General features: G+C 66.3%; 17 protein-coding genes. 9 read left to right on the top strand and 8 right to left on the bottom strand.

Annotated elements, in window-relative coordinates; all coding sequences use genetic code 11:
• Nucleotides 1-104: 104 nt before the first annotated feature.
• The 4 genes from ACIGFL_RS10795 to ACIGFL_RS10780 all read left to right on the top strand — a co-directional run bounded on the left by ACIGFL_RS10795 (nucleotide 105) and on the right by ACIGFL_RS10780 (nucleotide 7,188).
• On the top strand, nucleotides 105-2,084 hold the full coding sequence (locus tag ACIGFL_RS10795; protein ID WP_397497173.1) for a DUF1302 domain-containing protein: 1,980 nt from the start codon (nucleotides 105-107) through the stop codon (nucleotides 2,082-2,084).
• A 38-nt stretch (nucleotides 2,085-2,122) separates the two neighbouring features.
• Nucleotides 2,123-3,478, top strand: a complete 1,356-nt coding sequence (locus tag ACIGFL_RS10790; RefSeq protein WP_397497172.1) for a DUF1329 domain-containing protein — start codon at nucleotides 2,123-2,125, stop codon at nucleotides 3,476-3,478.
• Between the two features lie 133 nt (nucleotides 3,479-3,611).
• Nucleotides 3,612-4,679, top strand: a complete 1,068-nt coding sequence (locus ACIGFL_RS10785; RefSeq protein WP_397497171.1) for a WD40/YVTN/BNR-like repeat-containing protein — start codon at nucleotides 3,612-3,614, stop codon at nucleotides 4,677-4,679.
• A 28-nt stretch (nucleotides 4,680-4,707) separates the two neighbouring features.
• The gene (locus ACIGFL_RS10780; protein WP_397497170.1) at nucleotides 4,708-7,188 is read left to right on the top strand and encodes an RND family transporter; all 2,481 of its coding nucleotides are present in this window, start codon (nucleotides 4,708-4,710) and stop codon (nucleotides 7,186-7,188) included.
• A 158-nt stretch (nucleotides 7,189-7,346) separates the two neighbouring features.
• On the opposite strand, the gene ACIGFL_RS10775 is transcribed toward ACIGFL_RS10780, so the two are convergent.
• Nucleotides 7,347-8,141, bottom strand: coding sequence for a c-type cytochrome (locus ACIGFL_RS10775; protein ID WP_397497169.1), 795 nt, complete (start codon nucleotides 8,139-8,141; stop codon nucleotides 7,347-7,349).
• Nucleotides 8,142-8,251: 110 nt separating this feature from the next.
• Between ACIGFL_RS10775 and ACIGFL_RS10770 the strand changes: the two genes are divergently transcribed.
• The 3 genes from ACIGFL_RS10770 (at nucleotide 8,252) to ACIGFL_RS10760 (ending at nucleotide 13,224) form a co-directional block, all read left to right on the top strand.
• Nucleotides 8,252-9,139 carry an AEC family transporter gene (locus tag ACIGFL_RS10770; RefSeq protein ID WP_397497168.1) on the top strand — a complete coding sequence of 296 codons (888 nt, stop codon included), beginning with the start codon at nucleotides 8,252-8,254 and terminating at the stop codon, nucleotides 9,137-9,139.
• 576 nt (nucleotides 9,140-9,715) lie between these two features.
• Entirely contained in the window at nucleotides 9,716-10,921 is a 1,206-nt protein-coding gene (locus ACIGFL_RS10765; protein WP_397497167.1) for an acetyl-CoA C-acetyltransferase, read from the top strand.
• Between the two features lie 158 nt (nucleotides 10,922-11,079).
• Complete coding sequence (locus tag ACIGFL_RS10760; RefSeq protein WP_397497166.1) at nucleotides 11,080-13,224, top strand: 3-hydroxyacyl-CoA dehydrogenase NAD-binding domain-containing protein; 2,145 nt, start codon at nucleotides 11,080-11,082, stop codon at nucleotides 13,222-13,224.
• A gap of 54 nt (nucleotides 13,225-13,278) precedes the next feature.
• Here the strand turns inward: ACIGFL_RS10760 and ACIGFL_RS10755 are convergent, their stop codons facing one another.
• The 3 genes from ACIGFL_RS10755 to ACIGFL_RS10745 form a co-directional block, all read right to left on the bottom strand.
• On the bottom strand, nucleotides 13,279-13,506 hold the full coding sequence (locus ACIGFL_RS10755; protein WP_397497508.1) for a PepSY domain-containing protein: 228 nt from the start codon (nucleotides 13,504-13,506) through the stop codon (nucleotides 13,279-13,281).
• Nucleotides 13,507-13,516: 10 nt separating this feature from the next.
• On the bottom strand, nucleotides 13,517-13,708 hold the full coding sequence (gene ptrC / locus ACIGFL_RS10750; RefSeq protein WP_122109898.1) for a type III secretion system co-regulatory protein PtrC: 192 nt from the start codon (nucleotides 13,706-13,708) through the stop codon (nucleotides 13,517-13,519).
• A gap of 360 nt (nucleotides 13,709-14,068) precedes the next feature.
• Nucleotides 14,069-14,728 (bottom strand): hypothetical protein, encoded by a 660-nt coding sequence (locus ACIGFL_RS10745; RefSeq protein ID WP_397497165.1) that lies wholly within the window; start codon nucleotides 14,726-14,728, stop codon nucleotides 14,069-14,071.
• Nucleotides 14,729-15,335: 607 nt separating this feature from the next.
• On the opposite strand from ACIGFL_RS10745, the gene ACIGFL_RS10740 reads away from it, so the two are divergent.
• Nucleotides 15,336-16,061, top strand: a complete 726-nt coding sequence (locus ACIGFL_RS10740; RefSeq protein ID WP_021441961.1) for an amidotransferase — start codon at nucleotides 15,336-15,338, stop codon at nucleotides 16,059-16,061.
• 45 nt (nucleotides 16,062-16,106) lie between these two features.
• On the opposite strand, the gene ACIGFL_RS10735 is transcribed toward ACIGFL_RS10740, so the two are convergent.
• The 3 genes from ACIGFL_RS10735 to ACIGFL_RS10725 form a co-directional block, all read right to left on the bottom strand.
• Nucleotides 16,107-16,352, bottom strand: a complete 246-nt coding sequence (locus ACIGFL_RS10735; protein WP_021441960.1) for a hypothetical protein — start codon at nucleotides 16,350-16,352, stop codon at nucleotides 16,107-16,109.
• A gap of 17 nt (nucleotides 16,353-16,369) precedes the next feature.
• Nucleotides 16,370-16,564 (bottom strand): hypothetical protein, encoded by a 195-nt coding sequence (locus ACIGFL_RS10730; protein ID WP_021441959.1) that lies wholly within the window; start codon nucleotides 16,562-16,564, stop codon nucleotides 16,370-16,372.
• Between the two features lie 112 nt (nucleotides 16,565-16,676).
• Nucleotides 16,677-17,399, bottom strand: a complete 723-nt coding sequence (locus ACIGFL_RS10725; RefSeq protein WP_031302570.1) for a 1-acylglycerol-3-phosphate O-acyltransferase — start codon at nucleotides 17,397-17,399, stop codon at nucleotides 16,677-16,679.
• Nucleotides 17,400-17,654: 255 nt separating this feature from the next.
• Between ACIGFL_RS10725 and queF the strand changes: the two genes are divergently transcribed.
• Nucleotides 17,655-18,485 carry an NADPH-dependent 7-cyano-7-deazaguanine reductase QueF gene (gene queF, locus ACIGFL_RS10720; RefSeq protein WP_397497164.1) on the top strand — a complete coding sequence of 277 codons (831 nt, stop codon included), beginning with the start codon at nucleotides 17,655-17,657 and terminating at the stop codon, nucleotides 18,483-18,485.
• A 175-nt stretch (nucleotides 18,486-18,660) separates the two neighbouring features.
• Here queF and ACIGFL_RS10715 read toward each other — a convergent pair whose 3' ends face one another.
• Nucleotides 18,661-18,927, bottom strand: a complete 267-nt coding sequence (locus ACIGFL_RS10715) for a DUF4404 family protein (protein ID WP_021441956.1) — start codon at nucleotides 18,925-18,927, stop codon at nucleotides 18,661-18,663.
• Nucleotides 18,928-18,954: the final 27 nt, after the last annotated feature.

The raw sequence follows: 18,954 nt of genomic DNA, 5'->3' as shown, positions 1-18,954 counted from the left end.
CTGCGGCCAGCCGCTAGCTGAGCCGCAGCATGAGAACTCGCAGCCTTGCTAGACCGGATGTGAGCCGTTGTTAGAGCCACAAACACAACAAGCGGAGACAACGCATGTACAACAATAAGAACCACACTACTCGGCCCTTGCGGCGTAGCTTGCTGGCCACGGCGATCCTCGCCGCTTCCATGCCGGCCGCCCATGCCGTCGAAGTCGACCTGGGCAGCGAAGACTGGGCCGTACGCTTCGACAACACGGTCAAGTACAACTACGGCGTACGCACCGAGAGCGCCGATAAGCGCATGCTGGCCACGCCGAACAACAACGACGGCGACTACAACTTCCGCAAGGCCGGCACCAACATCACCAACCGCGTCGACCTGCTCACCGAGCTCGACGTGGTCTACCAGAACCGCATGGGTTTTCGCGTCAGTGCCGCCAGCTGGTACGACAAGGCCTACGACAACACCGGCTCCAACTCCAACCCCTTCGTCAACGGCAACGACGCGGCCAGCGGCATGACCACCCAGCACCCGCTGGTCGGCCCCTTTGCCAGCGCCGACGGCCTGGGCAACGGCAATCCGCACCTGAGCCGCTACGCCAAGCGCTACTACAGCGGCCCGTCCGGCGAGATCCTCGACGCCTTCGTGTTCTACAGCACCGAGGTCGGCGAGGAGTCGCTGCTGAGCGTCAAGGCCGGCCAGCACAACGTGTTCTGGGGCGAGACCATTCTCAACCCGGTGCACTCGCTGAGCTACGGCCAGTCCGGCCTGGACCTGGCCAAGCTCGCCGCCTCGCCGGGCACCGAGGCCAAGGAGCTGTTCATGCCGCGCAACCAGCTCTCCACCAGCTTCACCCTGAACTCCGAGTGGACCTTCGGCGCCCAGTATTTCTTCGACTGGGACGCCGCCCGCCTGCCCGAGGCCGGCACTTACTACGGCACCTCCGACCTGCTCGGCGAGGGTGCGCAGTCCTTCCTGCTCGGCCACACCGCGACGCCACCGGGCTTCCTCGGTCAGGACGCGCTGACCAACGTGCGCCGCGGCGACGACAACACGCCGAACGACAGCGGCGACTGGGGGCTGATGGCCAAGTGGGCGCCGGAGTGGCTGGACGGCACCCTGGGTTTCTACTACCGCCGGACCTCCGACATCCTGCCGCAGGCGGTGCTGGATGCGCGCTCGCTGTCGCTGACCCAGGGCAGCTGCGTGGTGGCGCCGGGCGGCGTGGTCAGCGTACCGGCCACCGGCGTCTGCCGCCTGGTCGATTCCCTGGCCGGCACCAGCTACAACCTGTCCTACGGCGACGACATCGACATCTACGGCCTGAGCCTGTCCAAGGAGTTCGCCGGGGTCAGCGTCGGCAGCGACCTGAACATCCGCAAGAACATGCCGCTGTCCAGCATCCCGGCCATCGTCAGCGCCACCGGCCCGGGCGGGCTGGCCGCCGGCCTGGGGGCGCTGCCGCCGCGCAGCGCCGGTTCCGGCGTGGTCACCGACCTGCCGGGCGAGGGCGACAGCATGGCCGCCACCGGCGACACCCTGCACTGGACCCTCAACGGTCTGCTGGCCATCGCCGAGACGCCGCTGTTCGACGCCGCGACGCTGCTGGGCGAGCTGTACTACAGCAACCTGCTGAGCCTCGATAGCAAGAACGAGGCGCTGTACAAGGGCAAGGACACCTACCGCGGCATCGACAAGCCGACCCGCGACAACTGGGGCCTGGCGGTCAACTTCACGCCGACCTGGTACCAGGTGTTCCCGGGCGTGGATCTGTCCGCGCCGATGTCGATCAACGTCGGTCTCGACGGCGTCTCGCCGGTGGTCGCCGGCGGCGCCGAGGACACCGGCAACTACGCGGTGGGCGTGAGCGCGGCCATCTACAACCAGTACTACGTCGACCTCAAGTACGTCGACTCCTTCGGCGATTCGGCCAAGTGCGAGAACGGCGCGACCGATGGCGCGACCCCCAACGCCCTGGACGGTACCGAGCGTTACACCTGCTACGCCGGCGGCTATGCCTCCTTCTCCGGCGGTGGGGCCACCGGCGAAGACCGGGGTGCGCTCTATCTGACTTTCAAGACCACCTTCTGATCTATGAATTGCCCAGCTTACGAGCAGGAGTACACCCAATGACATTCGTGAAAACCCTACTGGCTGCCTCTCTGGCACTGGTCGTTGCGCAGGCCCAGGCCGCGGTATCCGCTGACGAGGCCGCCAAGCTCGGCCAGACCCTGACCCTGGTCGGTGCCGAAAAGGCCGGCAATGCCGACGGCTCCATCCCGGCTTTCGAGGGCGGCCTGAGCACCGCCCCGGCAGGCTTCAAGAACGGCGACACCGTGCGCCCCGATCCCTTCGCCGGCGAGCAGCCGCTGCTGGTGATCGACGGCAAGAACGCCGATCAGTACAAGGACCAGCTGACCGCCGTGACCTACGAACTGGCCAAGCGCTACCCGAGCTTCCGCGCCGAGGTCTACCCCAGCCACCGTACCGCGACCATGCCCCAGGCGCTGCTGGACAACACGCTGAAGAACGCCACCGGGGCCAAGTCGCTGGAAGGCGGCAACGCCATCGAGAACGTGCTGCCGGGCATTCCCTTCCCGATTCCGCAGTCCGGCGCCGAGGCCATGTGGAACCACCTGCTGCGCTTCCAGGGCGCCGGTTACACCACCAAGTACGACTCCTGGAACGTCGATGCCGCCGGCGTCGCCACCCTGGCCACCACCGGCACCGCGTTCAACGCCTTCCCCATCTACGAAGACACGAACAAGGTGATCGACGCCAGGGACACCTACTTCCAGACCAAGCTGTACTACAGCGGCCCGGCCCGCCGCGCCGGCGAATCGCTGATGCTCAAGGACGCCGCCAATCCGCTGGAGCAACCGCGCCGCGCCTGGCAGTACCTGCCCGGCGTGCGTCGGGTCAAGCTGGCGCCGAACCTGGCCTACGACACGCCGAACCCGGGTACCGCTGGCTCCGGCACCTACGACGACATCTATGTGTTCAACGGCGCGCTGGATCGCTACGACTGGAAGCTGGTCGGCAAGCAGGAAATGTTCGTGCCCTACAACACCTACAAGCTCACCTATATCAAGGACCCCAAGCAGCTGACCACGCCCAATCACCTGGCGCCGGAGTTCGTGCGCTGGGAGAAGCACCGCGTGTGGGTGGTCGAGGGCACGCTGAAGGCCGGCGCCCGCCACATCTATGCCAAGCGCCGCTTCTACCTCGACGAGGACAGCTGGAACGCCCTGGCCTCCGATCAGTACGACGCCGGTGGCCAGCTGTACCGCGGCTCCTTCAGCTTCCTGACCCAGAGCTACGACGTCGCTACGCCGAACACCGCGCCCCATGTCATCTACGACCTGATCGGCGGCAGCTACAACGTCAACGGCGTGGTCGGCCCGTACGGCGGCATCAAGTACATCGAGCCCCTGTCCAAGGCCCAGTGGTCGCCCGAGGCGCTGGCCGGCGCCGGTATCCGCTGAGGGTCGCCGGCCGGGCAGGGCCCGGCCGGCGCTGAGCGCCCGCGGTCGGCGACGACTGCGGGCTGGTTTTTCCGGCCCTGCTAGCCGCTGCGCTGCAGCCAGGCGGGGCCTTCTTTCTCACGAGGAACGCGCTATGCGTGCAATCCGACGCTACCTGCAGCTGGCGCTGGGCGCCTGGCTGGCGCTGCAGAGCAGTGCCTGGGCCAGCGACTACGTCGACGTGCTGGACCTGCCGGCCAAGCCCAGTGCGCTGGCCGTGCGCAGCCCGCTACTGGACGTCGCCCGCGCCGGCGACCGACTGGTGACGGTCGGCCAGCGTGGCCACATTCTCTATTCCGACGACGACGGCCAGCACTGGCAGCAGGCCCAGGTGCCGGTCAGCGTCGATCTCAATGCCGTGCATTTCGCCAACCCGAGCCTGGGCTGGGCGGCGGGCAACGACGGCGTGATCCTGCACAGCGCCGACGGCGGCCTGACCTGGCGCAAGCAGCTCGATGGCCGGCAGATCGGCGCCCTGGTGCACGACCACTACAGCACCCTGGCCGCCGCCGAGCCCGAGAACGAAGAGTGGGCTGCACTGGCGGCCGAAGGCGAGCGTCTGATCGAGCAGGGGGCCGACAAGCCCTTTCTCGACCTCTGGTTCGCCGACGCTCGCAACGGTTTCGCCGTGGGCGTGTTCAACCTGATTCTCGCCACCCGCGACGGCGGCCAGACCTGGCTGCCGCTGCAGGATCGTAGCGACAACCCCATGGGCCTGCACCTGACCGCCCTGGGTTACACCGGCGATGCGCTGTACCTGGTCGGCGAGCAGGGCCTGCTGCGCCGCTGGGACGCCGCCGGCCAGCGTTTCGTCGCCGTGGACAGCCCCTACGCGGGCACCTACTTCGGCGTCATCGGCAAGCCCGGCGAGGTGCTGGTCTACGGCCTGCGTGGCCACGTGTTCCGCAGCCGCGACGGCGGCCAGAACTGGCGCGAGCTCGACAGCGGCCTGCAGGTCAGCATCACCGCCGCCGCCCGCGACCGCGCCGGGCGCTACCAGCTGTTCACCCAGGCCGGGCACCGCCTGCAGGCCGAGGAGGGCAGCGCGCTGCGCCTGATTCCGCAGCAGAGCCAGTCGCCGGTGGCCGGCGCCACGCTGTCCGCCGCCGACGATCTGGTCCTGGTGGGCAGTCGCGGCGTGCGCAGCCTGTCCGGCGAATAACCCCCCATATCCGAGCGAGTACCCTGTCATGGGCAATATCAAGCAAGACACCATGCCGGTGATCCGCGATGTTCGCGATTTCGACACGAACACTGGCAACCTGCTGGAGCGCATGGTGTTCAACCATCGCGTGCCGTTCATCCTGCTCATGGCGCTGGTCACCCTGGTGCTGGGCTACATGGCGGTGACCCGCCTGGAGCTGCGGCCCAGCTTCGAGAAGATGATTCCGCAGAGCCAGCCCTACATCCAGAACTTCCTGGAGAACCGCGCCTCGCTGCGCGGCCTGGGCAACTCGGTGCGGGTGGTGGTGGAGAACAGCGAAGGCGACATCTTCGACCCCGAATACCTGGAGACGCTCAAGCAGGTCGGCGACAAGCTGTTCCTCACCCCGGGCGTCGACCGCGCCTGGATGAAATCGCTGTGGAGCCCGGCGGTGCGCTGGACCGAGGTCACCGAGGAAGGCTTCCAGGGCGGTCCGGTGATGCCCGACAACTACGCCGGCAAGCCCGAGGACATCGAGCAACTGCGGCAGAACATCGTGCGTGCCGGCATAGTCGGCAGCCTGGTGGCCAACGACTTCAAGTCGAGCATGATCGTGGTGCCGCTGCTCGACCGCGACACCGCCACCGGCCAGGGCATCGACTACCACCAGTTCTCCAAGGTGCTCGAGGAGCAACTGCGCGACCAGATCGAGTTCGCCGGCGACAGCGCCGCGCGCCAGGCCGGCGAGGAGGGCAGCGGCAAGTACAAGGTCCGCGTGATCGGCTTCGCCAAGCTGGTGGGCGATCTGATCGACGGCCTGATCCAGGTGATGCTGTTCTTCGCCCTGGCGGTGGTCAGCTCGCTGCTCATCATCCTGCTCTACACCCGCTGCATCCGCAGCACCCTGCTGGTGATCCTGTCCTCGCTGGTGGCGGTGGTCTGGCTGCTGGGCATCATCGCCTGGCTGGGCTATGCCATCGACCCCTACACCGTGCTGGTGCCCTTCCTGGTGTTCGCCATCGGCGTGTCGCATGCCTCGCAGAAGATGAATGGCATCATGCAGGACATCGCCCGCGGCACCCACAAGCTGGTGGCGGCGCGCTACACCTTCCGCCGCCTGTTCGTCGCCGGGGTCGCCGCGCTGCTCTCCGATGCGGTGGGCTTCGCCGTGCTGATGCTGATCGACATCCCGGTGATCCAGGACCTGGCGATCACCGCCAGCATCGGCGTGGCCGTGTTGATCTTCAGCGCGCTGCTGCTGATGCCGGTGGCGCTGTCCTACGTCGGCGTCGGCGAGAAGGCCGCCGCGCGGGCCCTACGCATCGATACCCGCGCCTCCCAGCACCGCGGCTTCGGTCGCCTGTGGGACCTGCTCGACCGTTTCACCACCCGCAAGTGGGCCACCGGCGCGGTGCTGGTGGCGGCCCTGCTGGGCATCGGCGGCTTTATGGTCAGCCTGCAGCTGAAGATCGGCGATCTCGACAGCGGTGCCCCGGAGCTGCACCAGGACTCGCGCTACAACCGCGACAACGCCTACATCACCAGCCACTACGCGCTGTCCAGCGACCTGTTCGCGGTGATGATCAAGACCGCGCCGGAAGGCTGCCTGAACTACCAGACCCTGGTCCTGGCCGACCGCCTGGCCTGGGAGCTGCAGCAGCACCCGTCGGTGCAGACCACGGTGTCGCTGGTCAATGCGGTGCGCCAGATCACCGCCGGCAGCTTCGAGGGCAACCCCAAGCTGGCCAGCATCCAGCGCAACCAGGACATGCTCAACTACGCGGCGCAGCAGGCCTCGGTCAACGCCCCGGAGCTGTTCAACACCGACTGCTCGCTGATGCCGGTGATCGCCTTCCTCAAGGACCACAAGGCCGAGACCCTGGACGAGGTGGTGGCCATCGCCGACCAGTTCGCCCGCGACAACAGCACGCCCGAGCGCCAGTTCCTGCTCGCCGCGGGCAGCGCCGGCATCGAGGCGGCGACCAACATCGTGGTGCGCGAGGCCAATCGCACCATGCTGCTGTACGTCTACCTGGCGGTGGCGCTGTTCTGCCTGTTCACCTTCCGCAGCTGGCGCGCGACCCTGGTGGCGCTGCTGCCGCTGATGCTCACCTCGATCCTCTGCGAGGCGCTGATGGTGGCCATGGGCATCGGCGTGAAAGTGGCGACCCTGCCGGTGATCGCCCTCGGCGTGGGCATCGGCGTGGACTACGCGCTGTACCTGCTCAGCGTGCAGCTGCACTACCAGCGCCAGGGCATGTCGCTGGCCGATGCCTACCAGAACGCCGTGGCCTTCACCGGCCGGGTGGTGGGGCTGGTCGGCATCACCCTGGCTGCCGGGGTGATTACCTGGGCCTGGTCGCCGATCAAGTTCCAGGCCGACATGGGCATCCTGCTGGCCTTCATGTTCCTGTGGAACATGCTGGGCGCGTTGATTCTGATCCCGGCGCTGTCGCACTTTTTGCTCTCGGGCAAGGGCGCGGCGCAGCCCGTCGCGCAGCCCGAGCCCAGCGCCAGCGGTGCCTAGCGATAAGCGGCGCAGCCTGGTGGCCAGGGCTGCGCCCACGCGGAGTCGCAGGGTAGGCGCGGAGTTGCCCGCGATGCTTGCGGTTGAAGTCGCTCCTGCAGCGGCCGGGTTGGCGGGAGTTCGAGGGGCGCGGCCTGATTCGGCCCGCTGGCGAGGGTTCAGCGCCTGTGCTTGGCCATGTGCTGCAGATAGCCAAGCAACTCGCTCAGCTCCCGCTCGCTCAGCACCGCTGCGCTGAACCCCGGCATCCTTCCCTGCGGCCATTTGCGCAGGCTCTGCGGGTCGCGGATGTACAGGCGCAGGAACGCCTCGCCGAGGTATTCGGTGGGGTTGTGCGGGATATTCAGGTCAGGGCCGAAGGCGGAGTCGCCGGCGCCGTTGAGGCGGTGGCAGGCCAGGCAGTGTTTCTGGAACTGGGCGAAGCCGGCCTGCACCTCGGCGCTGGCCTCGGCGGCCGGTAGCAGGGCGGGGAAGCGTTGCGCCACCGGCGCCAGTTGGCGGATGCGCGATACCTGGAACGGCCATTGCTCCGGGCCGATCTGGCTGGCGGCCGGGTCGGTCCAGACCAGGTAGAAGGGGCCGGCGCTGGGTTTGCCTTGGCCCAGCGGAGGCCAGGGCTGGGCCGGGTCTTCCACTGCCAGCCAGGCCTTGGCGCCCTGGCTGGCGAGCAGGCTGGCGGCCGGCAGCTCGGCGGCGAAACCGTCCAGGGCCACGGCCTGCAGGTGGTCGCCCGGCGCGATGCCATCGAGCAGTGCGCTCAGCGGCACGGCGCGGTAGCGCATGGCGCGTTTGTAGCTGACGTCCTCGGCGATCTCCACGCTCTGCGCCTGCGGGTGGGCGAGCAGTTCGGCGGTTTGCCAGGTGCGCTCGCCGCTGCCGAGCTGGATATGCAGTTCGGCAGCCTGGGCGGTGCCGAGCAGAAAGAGGGCGAGCAGGGGCGCGAGTGCGTTCAAACCTGGGGCTCCGTCATGGGTTGAGGCGTCGTGTCGATGCCACCCTAGCACAATTGCCCGCGCCGCCTCGGCGGTCTAGCATGCGTCCTTTTGATTGGCGGGAGAGCCCCATGCTGGCCGAGTTGTTCGCTGTTCTGGCCCCGGTGCTGATCGCCGCTGGCATCGGTTATGGCTGGGTGCGCAAGGGGCATGCCTACCCGACCGATTTCGTCGCGCGCATGGTGCTCAATATCGGCACGCCCTGTCTGGTGCTGTCGACCCTCAGCCGCGCCGAGCTGGACAGCGCCGCCTTCGCCGAGATGGCCCAGGCCTGCGTGCTGGTGACCCTGGGCATGGGCCTGATCGGCCTGCTGCTGAGCCGCCTGTTCGCCATCGACTGGAAGGTGCTGGTGCCGGCCTACCTGTTCCCCAACTCCGGCAACATGGGCCTGCCGATGGCGCTGTTCGCCTTCGGCGAGCCGGGCCTGGCGCTGGCGGTGGCGTTCTTCCTGGTGCTCTCGGTGGGGCATTTCAGCCTGGGCATGCTGCTGTCCGGCGCCGAGCGCTCGCTCAAGGGCCTGCTGGTCAACCCGATCATGATCAGCCTGGCGCTGGTGCTGCCGGTGTTGCTGCTCGATCTGCAATTACCGCGCTGGCTGGCCAATACCGTCGACCTGCTCGGCGGCATGACCATCCCGCTGATGTTGATCACCCTCGGCGTGTCGCTGGCCAGCATCCGCGTGCAGCACATCGGCAGCGGCCTGCTGCTGGGACTGCTGCGCATCCTCTGCGGCGCCGCGCTGGCCTGGGCCATCGGCTGGCTGCTGGCGCTGCCGCCACTGGTACATGCGGTGCTGGTGCTGCAGTCGTCGATGCCGGTGGCGGTGTTCAACTACCTGTTCGCCGTGCGCGCCGGACGCTCGCCCGAGCAGGTGGCCAGCCTGGTGCTGTGCTCGACCCTGCTGGCGTTCGCGCTGATTCCGCTGCTGTTGGCGTGGTGGATGCCCGCACTGCGCTGAGCGCGCCACGGCGACAGCGCGCGTGCGGGGTGGTTGACGAGTTCAGCTGACCAGACGGGTCAGGTTGGGAAGGATCAGGACGACCGCCGTGGCGAAAAGAATTACGCCGGCTTGGCGGTATTTCGGCTGTTTGAACATGGCCGCATGCCTTTTGTTGTTATTGGTGTGGCGTCGGATGCCCGCGATAGCGCACTGCGGGCTGCAGCGTCACGCCTTAGCGTGGTCTGACTCACCGCCCCGGCATGACCCGGCGGCGGTTCCCTGCGCCCGTTTCGCGACGGGTGCAGGAGTAACTCTAGGGCTGGCGTCACAGATCCTTTAGATGACTTGGTTGCTAGCAGCGAGCTGCTAGGAATTTCGAGCTATGCATGGCCTCTGGCCATCCACCAGCGAGCCCGGAGGCAGACGCCTCGCTTGGGCTTCGCCGGCGTGCGCGGACTAAACGACCGTTCGTCTGAGCTCAGCGGTCAATGGGCCTGAGCGCTTCGGTCATTGAGCGCTTGGCGCCTGGCGCTATGGTAGGGAGGCTCAATAAGAACAGGCGCTGCCGAGCGCCGCACGACCCTCGAGGACGCCATGACCGAAGCATATATTTTCGACGCGGTGCGCACGCCCCGCGGCAAGGGCAAGAAGGACGGCGCGCTGTACAGCGTCAAGCCCGTCAACCTGATCGCCGGCCTGCTGGGCGCCCTGCAAGCGCGCAACGAGCTGGACACCAGCCAGGTCGACGACATCGTCCTTGGCTGCGTGACCCCGGTGGGCGACCAGGGTGCCGATATCGCCAAGACCGCGGCGATGGTCGCCGACTGGGACGTCAGCGTCGCCGGCGTGCAGCTCAACCGCTTCTGCGCCTCGGGCCTGGAGGCGGTGAACCTGGGCGCGATGAAGGTGCGCTCGGGCTTCGAGGACCTGGTGGTGGTCGGCGGCGTGGAGTCCATGTCGCGGATTCCCATGGGCTCGGACGGCGGTGCCTGGGTGATGGACCCGGAAACCAATATCCACACCAATTTCGTGCCGCAGGGCATCGGCGCCGACCTGATCGCCACCCTCGAAGGCTTCAGTCGCGCCGATGTCGACGCCTTCGCCCTGCGCTCGCAGCACAAGGCCGCGCGCGCCAGCAAAGACGGCTCGTTCAACAAGTCGCTGATTCCGGTGAAGGATCAGAACGGCATCGTGCTGCTCGACCACGACGAATTCATCCGCGGCGATTCCACCCTCGAAGGCCTGGGCAAGCTCAAGCCGAGCTTCGAGATGATGGGCCAGATGGGCTTCGACGCCACCGCGTTGCGCGTCTACAGCCATGTCGAGCGCATCGAGCACGTGCACACCCCGGGCAACAGCTCCGGCATCGTCGATGGCGCGGCGCTGATGCTGATCGGCTCCGCGGCCAAGGGCAAGGAGCTGGGCCTCAAGCCCCGTGCGCGCATCGTTGCCACCGCGGTGACCAGCACCGACCCGACCATCATGCTCACCGGCCCGGCGCCGGCCACCCGCAAGGCCCTGGCCAAGGCCGGGCTGGCCATCGACGACATCGACCTGTTCGAGGTCAACGAGGCCTTCGCTTCCGTCGTCATGAAGTTCATGAAGGACATGGGCGTGCCGGAGAGCAAGGTCAACGTCAACGGCGGCTCCATCGCCATGGGCCACCCGCTGGGCGCCACCGGCTGCGCCATCCTCGGCACCCTGCTCGACGAGCTGGAGAAGCGCCAGCTGCGCTACGGTCTGGCCACCCTCTGCGTGGGCGGCGGCATGGGTATTGCGACCATCATCGAACGAATCTGATGAGCGTCCAGCCGCTGCTGCGCTCGGCCTGGCGTTGTTGGAATCTGGCTCAGAATGCTCATTTGCTACAGCAAACTGCGCTTCTTCGCCAAATTCCGCCTAGCCAGACCTTCGCTCGCGACGCGGCTGAATCGCTCCTCGAAGCTGAGGAATGAAAAATGACTGACGCCATCCGTTACGAAAAGGGCCAGGACAATATCGTCGTCCTGACCATCGACATGCCCGGCCAGAGCGCCAACACCATGAACGCGGTGTACCGCGAGGCCATGGGCCAGACCGTCGCGCGCCTGGAGGCCGAGAAGGATGCCATCGCCGGCGTGATCATCACCTCGGCGAAGAAGACCTTCTTCGCCGGCGGCGACCTCAACGAGCTGATCAAGGTCACCAAGGCCGACGCCAAGCCGTTCTACGACATGGTCCTGGGCATCAAGGGCCAGCTTCGCCGCCTGGAGACCCTGGGCAAGCCGGTGGTGGCCGCGATCAACGGCGCCGCCCTGGGCGGCGGCTGGGAAATCTGCCTGGCCTGCCACCACCGCATCGCCCTCGACAACGCCAGCGTGCAGCTGGGCCTGCCGGAAGTGACCCTCGGCCTGCTGCCGGGCGGTGGCGGCGTGGTGCGCATGGTGCGCCTGCTGGGCCTGGAGAAGGCCCTGCCGTACCTGGCCGAAGGCAAGAAGGTGCGCCCGGACGCCGCGCTCAAGGCCGGCCTGATCCACGACATCGCCGCCACCCCGGAGGAGATGCTAGCCAAGGCGCGCGCCTGGATCGCCGCTAACCCGGCCGCCAAGCAGCCGTGGGACGTGCAGGGCTACAAGATTCCCGGCGGCACGCCGAGCTCGCCGAACGTCGCGCAGATGCTGGCCATCGCGCCGAGCGTGCTGCGCGACAAGACTAAGGGCTGCTTCCCGGCGCCGGAGAAGATCATGTGCGCCGCCGTCGAGGGCGCCCAGGTCGACTTCGACACCGCGCAGATCATCGAGGCGCGCTACTTCACCGAGCTGACCACCGGCCAGGTGGCGAAGAACATGATCGGCACCTTCTGGTTCCAGCTCAACGAGATCAACGCCGGCAGCTCGCGCCCGCAGGGCATCGCGCAGTACGTGACCAAGAAGGTCGGCGTGCTCGGCGCCGGCATGATGGGCGCCGGCATCGCCTATGTGTCGGCGGCCGCCGGCATCGAGGTGGTGCTCAAAGACCTGTCTATCGAGGCGGCCGAGAAGGGCAAGGCCTACTCGGCCAAGCTGCTCGACAAGAAGGTCAGCCGTGGCCACATGACGGCGGAGAAGCGCGACGCCTTCCTCGCCCGCATCAAGCCGACCGTCAGTGACGCCGACTTCGCCGGCTGCGACCTGATCATCGAGGCGGTGTTCGAGGATCGTGAGCTCAAGGCCAAGGTGACTGCCGCCGCCGAGGCCGCCGCGCTGGCCGATGCGGTGATCGCCTCCAACACCTCGACCCTGCCGATCACCGGCCTGGCCGGCGCGGTGCAGAAGCAGGACAAGTTCATCGGCCTGCACTTCTTCAGCCCGGTCGACAAGATGCCGCTGGTGGAGATCATCAAGGGCGCCAAGACCAGCGACGAGACCCTGGCCCGCGGCTTCGACTACGTGCTGCAGATCAAGAAGACCCCGATCGTGGTCGAGGACAGCCGTGGCTTCTTCACCTCGCGGGTGTTCGGCACCTTCACCAACGAGGGCATCGCCATGCTCGGCGAGGGTGTGAGCGCGGCGATGATCGAGGCCGAGGCACGCAAGGCCGGCATGCCGGTGGGCCCGCTGGCGATCAGCGACGAAGTGTCGATGAGCCTGATGGACCATATCCGCAAGCAGACCGTGGCGGATCTGGCCGCCGAGGGCAAGAGCATTCCCGAGCACCCGGCGTTCGCCGTGATCGACCTGATGCTCAAGGAGTATAAGCGCCCGGGCAAGGCCGCCGGTGGTGGCTTCTACGACTACCCCGAAGGCGGCAAGAAGCACCTGTGGCCGCAGCTTAAGGCACGCTTCGAGAAGGCCGATGCGCAGATCTCCCAGGAGGACGTGCGCGACCGCATCCTGTTTATCCAGGCCATCGAGACGGTGCGCTGCGTGGAAGAGGGCGTGCTCAAGTCGGTGGCCGACGCCAATATCGGCTCGATCTTTGGCATCGGCTTCGCCGCCTGGACCGGCGGCGCGCTGCAGTTCATCAACCAGTACGGGGTGAAGGACTTCGTCGCCCGCGCCCAGTACCTGGCCGAGCAGTATGGCGAGCGCTTCCTGCCGCCGGCGCTGTTGCTGGAGAAGGTCGCCAGGGGCGAGAGCTTCTGAGGCTGAGCAGGCCCGATAAAAAACGGCCCGCAAGGGCCGTTTTCATTGGCTGGATCAGTTCTCCAGCTGGTCGCGGGTGACCTGGCCGCTCTTGCCGTCGATGCGGATCTCGTAGAACCGGCCATCCTGCTTCAGGCCTTCGCCTTCCCAGTAGCCCTCGTCGTCGGCCTCGATCTTGTGCAGCTCGGTGTAGCCGGCCGCGCGGGCCTTGCTCAGGGCATCTTCGATGCTGATCCAGTCGCTGCCGGGACGATCCGCCAGGGCGTTGCCGGCCAGCAGCAGGCCGCCAGCATCAGGCGGCCTGGCGCCAACTCCGGACCGCTTCGTGGATCGCCAGTACTTCGCTGTGGCGGGTCGGCATGCGCAGGGTCAGCATGCTGCCGTCTTCCAGTTGCAGGGCGGCTTCGCTTTCGAACTGCAGGCGATGCCCGTCGAATTGGGCATAGGTGACGCCGTAGGCGTCCAGGCTGAGCTGGCTGTGCATGATGACGGCCTCACTTGACGCTGGATTTGTCCGCCGGAGCGGGGCGTGGGGCGCTGCTGCCGTGGTAGGCGGTGGCGGCGAACAGACTGGCGAGGGCGGCGTAACGGCTCATGGCATTGTCCTTCTGGGCGAGTGGGCAGGGGCCCGATGTCGCGATCATCCGACAGGCGCGCGGACGACAGAAGTCGAAGGCATTTATGGTGACTATCGAGCGCGCTGATAAGAGCCGCAGACGGAGAAGGTGGGGGTTATAAGTTGCGCGGGAAAGTTATACGAAGGCGGGGGCTATATATAAAAGTAAAGTTGCCGCGAGTGGCAACTTTATAAGTGAAGGCGAACATCCCTGTTCGCCCTTTTCGGTCAGCGGGTGGCCAGGGCGTAGTTGCTCTGCATCCAGTTCTGATGATGCTCATCGCTGCGGCTCATCGACCACTTGGTCAGGGCCAGCATGGCCAGGGCGCCGCCGACGATCATCAGCGGGTAGGCGGCCATCAGCTCGACCAGCGAGTATTTCCAGGCCAGCGGGCGGCCAACGCCGAGCAGGGCTGCGTAGAACCAGGACACACCGGACAGCGCGCCGGAGAAGATCGCCAGGTTGCGCATGCTCACCGGCAGCTTGAGCAGCGAGCCGGTCTTCTGCAGGGCCGGCAGCACCAGGCTGTGCAGCACCACGCCGTTAATGGTCAGCAGCACGACAATGCTGATCTTGGCCTGCAGCTTGGGGTTGAGGAAGTACTGCATGCCGGCGCTGGAGGCATCCAGGGCGATGATGGCGAGGCCGCTGATCCAGAGCACGAGGAGCGAGAGGCCCACCACGTTCTTCAGATGTTCCAGGTGTTCGCTGCACTGCTTGGCGCCTTCACCCTTGAGCAGTTGCTTGACCATGGCGATGTCGCTGGTGAGCACCAGGCCGACTGCCACGCAGCAGGCGATCAGGTGAACGTAGACTATCCCTAGACGCATCAGCTCCATGGTTTCCTTTTGCTGTAGTGCCGAAATCAGAAAGGTGTAAAGATCCATGGGGTACCTCGTGTTCTGCAATTAATAAGTAAAAGATGTACGTGCACCTGAACTTGCTAAGTTGGCGCCGACTCGAATTTATTCGATTAATAAATGTTGCTTGTCACGGTTCTGCTAATTATGAGTTGCAGAAGTTCTCCTTTGTCTGGGCAATAACCAACCACCGACGCAATCTCTTGCGGTCAAGGAATCTTCCAGATTCAGGGGGGAGTGTGGAGCTCGGGGGTGGGCCGCATGCCCAAGCCGGGGGAGGGGCCCACGACTGTAGGAGCAATGGTAAGGGCCATAGTTCAATTTTTGAGCAGCCGTTCGTCGACTTTGGCCCCCGGCTCTGTGATCGGCTGAGCATTTTTTGACCAGAAAGCCCATTCTGGTTGCGTCCGCCGCTTTCCCGGCGCCGTTGAGTCGGCGCGACGGGCGGTATCGTTCCCGGCTGGGCCTTGAACGGTTCGTCAAATTTTCTTGACGATGGGCGCGGCGATTCCGGTCGTCGCGGGCGGCGGCGATAACCCATCCCTTGAGCGGCAACGCTATTTCCTTGGGCAGGTTCATATGTTAAGAAAAACGCACGAATCACCCTCCCTCGGCGTTCACCTCAGGAAACCTCATGTCACTGCGTATTTGCATCCTGGAAACTGACATCCTCCGCCCCGAACTGGTCGACCAGTATCAGGGCTATGGCCGCATGTTCGAGCAGTTGTTCGCCCAGCAGCCGGTTGCGGCGGAGTTCAGTGTCTATAACGTGGTGGAGGGGCATTACCCGCCGGACAGCGAGCAGTTCGACGCCTACCTGGTGACCGGCAGCAAGGCCGACTCCTTCGGCGCCGAGCCCTGGATTCAGACCCTCAAGACCTACCTGCTGGAGCGCTATCAGCGCGGCGACAAGCTGCTCGGCATCTGCTTCGGTCATCAGTTGCTGGCGCTGCTGCTCGGCGGTAAGGCCGAGCGTGCGGAGCAGGGCTGGGGCGTCGGCGTGCACAGCTACCGTCTGGAGAACCAGCCGGCCTGGATGAGCCCGGCGCTGGACGAGCTGCAACTGCTGATCAGCCACCAGGACCAGGTCACCCGCCTACCGGAGAAGGCCACGCTGCTGGCCACCAGCGACTTCTGCCCGATCGGCGCCTACCACATCGAGGATCAGGTGCTGTGTTTCCAGGGCCACCCCGAGTTCGTCCACGACTACTCCAAGGCGCTGCTCGACCTGCGTCAGCAGCATCTCGGCGAGCAGGTCTACCAGCAGGGAGTGGAGAGCCTGAAGCATCACCAGCAGGGCAGTACGGTGGCCGAGTGGATGATGCGCTTCGTCGCCCAGGGCAAGCAGGCCAAGGCCTGAGTCCTCGCCCCAGCAACCTGAAAAAGCCCGGCATGCCGGGCTTTTTCATGCTTGTAGCGGATGTTGCAGGACGAAGTGCGGCGACAGCCTTCTGCTCCTCGCTGGCGGCGGGGTCCCGGGCTGCAGCTTGAGGCTCTCGGCCAGGTCGAGTTGGTGCGCCAGCTTGTGGCTGCATTCGATGTTACGTGCGATGGCGCCGGCCGAACCTTTGCCGATGCCGAGCAGGGCGAACAGGGTGGTCAGCAGGGCCAGGCTGGCGAGCAGTAGCAGGCGGCCGCGTTGCCTTCTCATGGTGACGGGCTCCGGCTTCAGCTGCGCGACAGGGCGCCGAGCAGCGGCGGCAAGCGGCTGGCCAGGCTGTGCAGCGGCCCCGGTTGGTCGATGCTGGGGGCGTTCTGCTGCAGGCTGGCGTAGCTCAGCGCCAGCACAATGGAGGTGATGATCAGGTACAGGCCGATGGCGGCGAGGGCGCCGTTGCGGGCGGCTTGAGCGAGGTTGGACATTTCTGTGCTCCACGTCGATGGGATCGCGTGGGCACAGAGTCGCTCAAGTCATTTCGAACGAATAATGGATGATCTTAAGAGTAACTATCGATCAGGCTGATGCTTTGTCGCGTCAGGCCTGCGCCAGCTCGCGATCCATGGCGGCGATGCAGTCGCTCATCGCCTGCTGGCAGCGTTCGATCAGGGCGGGCATGTCGTCCAGGCTGAGGCCGGCGGTGGGGATCGCCGGCAGCGAACGGATCAGGATGCGGCCGCTGTCCCAGCGGTTCAGGCGCATGGCCTTGGCATAGTTGCTGACGCACACCGGGATGATCGGCACGCCGGCGGCGATGGCCATCTGGAATGCGCCTTTCTTGAACGGCAGCAGGCCGCGCCCCAGGTTGCGCGTGCCTTCGGGGAATACCCAGATCGAGGTGTCGCGCTGGCGCAGGGTTTCGGTGGTGGTCAGCATGGCGCGCTTGGCGGCGGCCGGGTTGCTGCGGTCGATCAGCACGTTGCCGGCCAGCCAGTACAGTTGGCCGAAGAAGGGCAGCCACTTCAGGCTCTGTTTGCCGATGCTCACGGTGCGCCGCGGCACCACGCGGCCGAGCACGTAGAGGTCGTAGTTGGACTGGTGGTTGGCGATGATCACGCAGGCGCGCCGATGCTCCAGCAGCGGGCGCACCTCGGTTTTAAGCTTAAGGCGCAGCAGGCACAGGGCCGGCAGGGAATAGAGGCGGGCACAGAGGCGGCTGTTGTCCGGGTTGAACGGTCGGCACAGGCCGATCAGCAGGCCGACCAGCCCGGCGAGGATGAAATGCACGCCCATCAGCAGCATGCGCAGAACGAAGAGCATTATTGGTACGACCGTCAGGGAAAAAGGCCGCGCAGTGTACGGGCGTTCACTCTGTCGGGCAATTGCGCCGAACGGCCGGCTGGCGAGCGGCAACGTCCGGGAATGTCAGGGGGCGCGCGGCCCTTGGGCCGGCTCGGGGTGGTCTCCAGCGCGCTCGTGCGGGGCCGGCAGCCCTGGCGGCCATCGCCCGGCAACGACAAGCTGGCGGCAAAGCGATTAAACTCCCCGGGTTTTTGCCGACCCGGATCCCCCGCCATGCAGCACCCCGCCGAACACTCCCCGCTGGGCAAGTCCAGCCAGTACATCGCCGAGTACAGCCCTGCACTGCTGTTCCCCATCCCGCGCGCGGCGAAATGGGCCGAGCTGGGCCTGGATGGCGCGCACTTGCCGTACCGGGGCGTGGACTACTGGAACTGCTACGAGCTGTCCTGGTTGCTGCCCTCGGGCAAGCCGGTGGTGGCCATCGGCGAGTTCGCCATCCCGGCCGACTCGCCGCACATCATCGAGTCGAAATCCTTCAAGCTCTACCTCAACTCGCTGAACCAGACGTCCTACGCGACCTGGGACGAGGTGCAGGCGACCCTGGTGCGCGACCTCTCGGCGGTGGCCGGCAAGCCGGTGGCGGTGCGCCTGCGCAGCCTGGCCGAGGTGGCCGGCGAGGGCGTGGCGGTCTTGCCCGGCGTCTGTATCGACGAGCTGGACATCAGCGTCAGCCGCTACGACCAGCCGCAACCCGAACTGCTGCGTTGCGACCCGGAGCGCGTGGTGGAGGAGAGCCTGCACAGCCACCTGCTGAAGTCCAACTGCCCGGTCACCGGCCAACCGGACTGGGGCAGCCTGGTGGTGCAGTACCGCGGCGCGGCGCTGGATCACGCCAGCCTGCTGGCCTATCTGGTGAGCTTTCGCCAGCATGCCGATTTCCATGAGCAGTGCGTCGAGCGCATCTTCCTCGACCTGCAGCGCCTGCTGCAGCCGCAGGCGCTGACGGTCTACGCGCGCTACGTGCGCCGCGGCGGGCTGGATATCAATCCCTACCGCAGTACCGAGGCGCTCGCCGCGGACAATGCCCGCCTGGTGCGCCAGTAGTCGATGGCAGGAACGGCTGCAGCGCATGCTGCGGCCTGGGTGTCCGGTAAAACCCAGTGATGAAAAATGCCGCTGCCCCGGCAGCGGGCGAGCGGCATTCGGCGTCGTAGCCCGGATGCAATCCGGGTTGCGGTCTGTGCGATGCTCCTGGCGTGCAGCGAGCCCGCTGGCCGGTTCAGATGCCCATATTGGCCAGGCTCTGCATGATGTTGCGCAGGGTGCCGGCGAGGGTCGGGTGGCTGGCTTCGAAGCGCTCCACCGCGAGGTTGACGCCGTCCACCAGGGTGGCGTCGGGGGCGGCCGCCGCCTGGCGCGCCAGTTGCAGTTCGATCTCCTGGGTCAGGACGTAGAGCGATGCCCGTTCTTCCTCGCTGAGCGGCGGATCCTGGGCCAGTTGATCGCGCAGGGTTTCCAGTTGCTGCTGCAGGTCGCGTGCTGGCATGGGGTTCTCCCTTGTCTGAAGACATAG

This window comes from Pseudomonas sp. NPDC077649, from assembly GCF_044542855.1.
In the GTDB taxonomy this organism is placed as follows: domain Bacteria; phylum Pseudomonadota; class Gammaproteobacteria; order Pseudomonadales; family Pseudomonadaceae; genus Aquipseudomonas.
The sequence above is the reverse complement of the archived record's forward strand: the minus strand, read 5'-3'. Positions and strand labels throughout refer to the sequence as shown.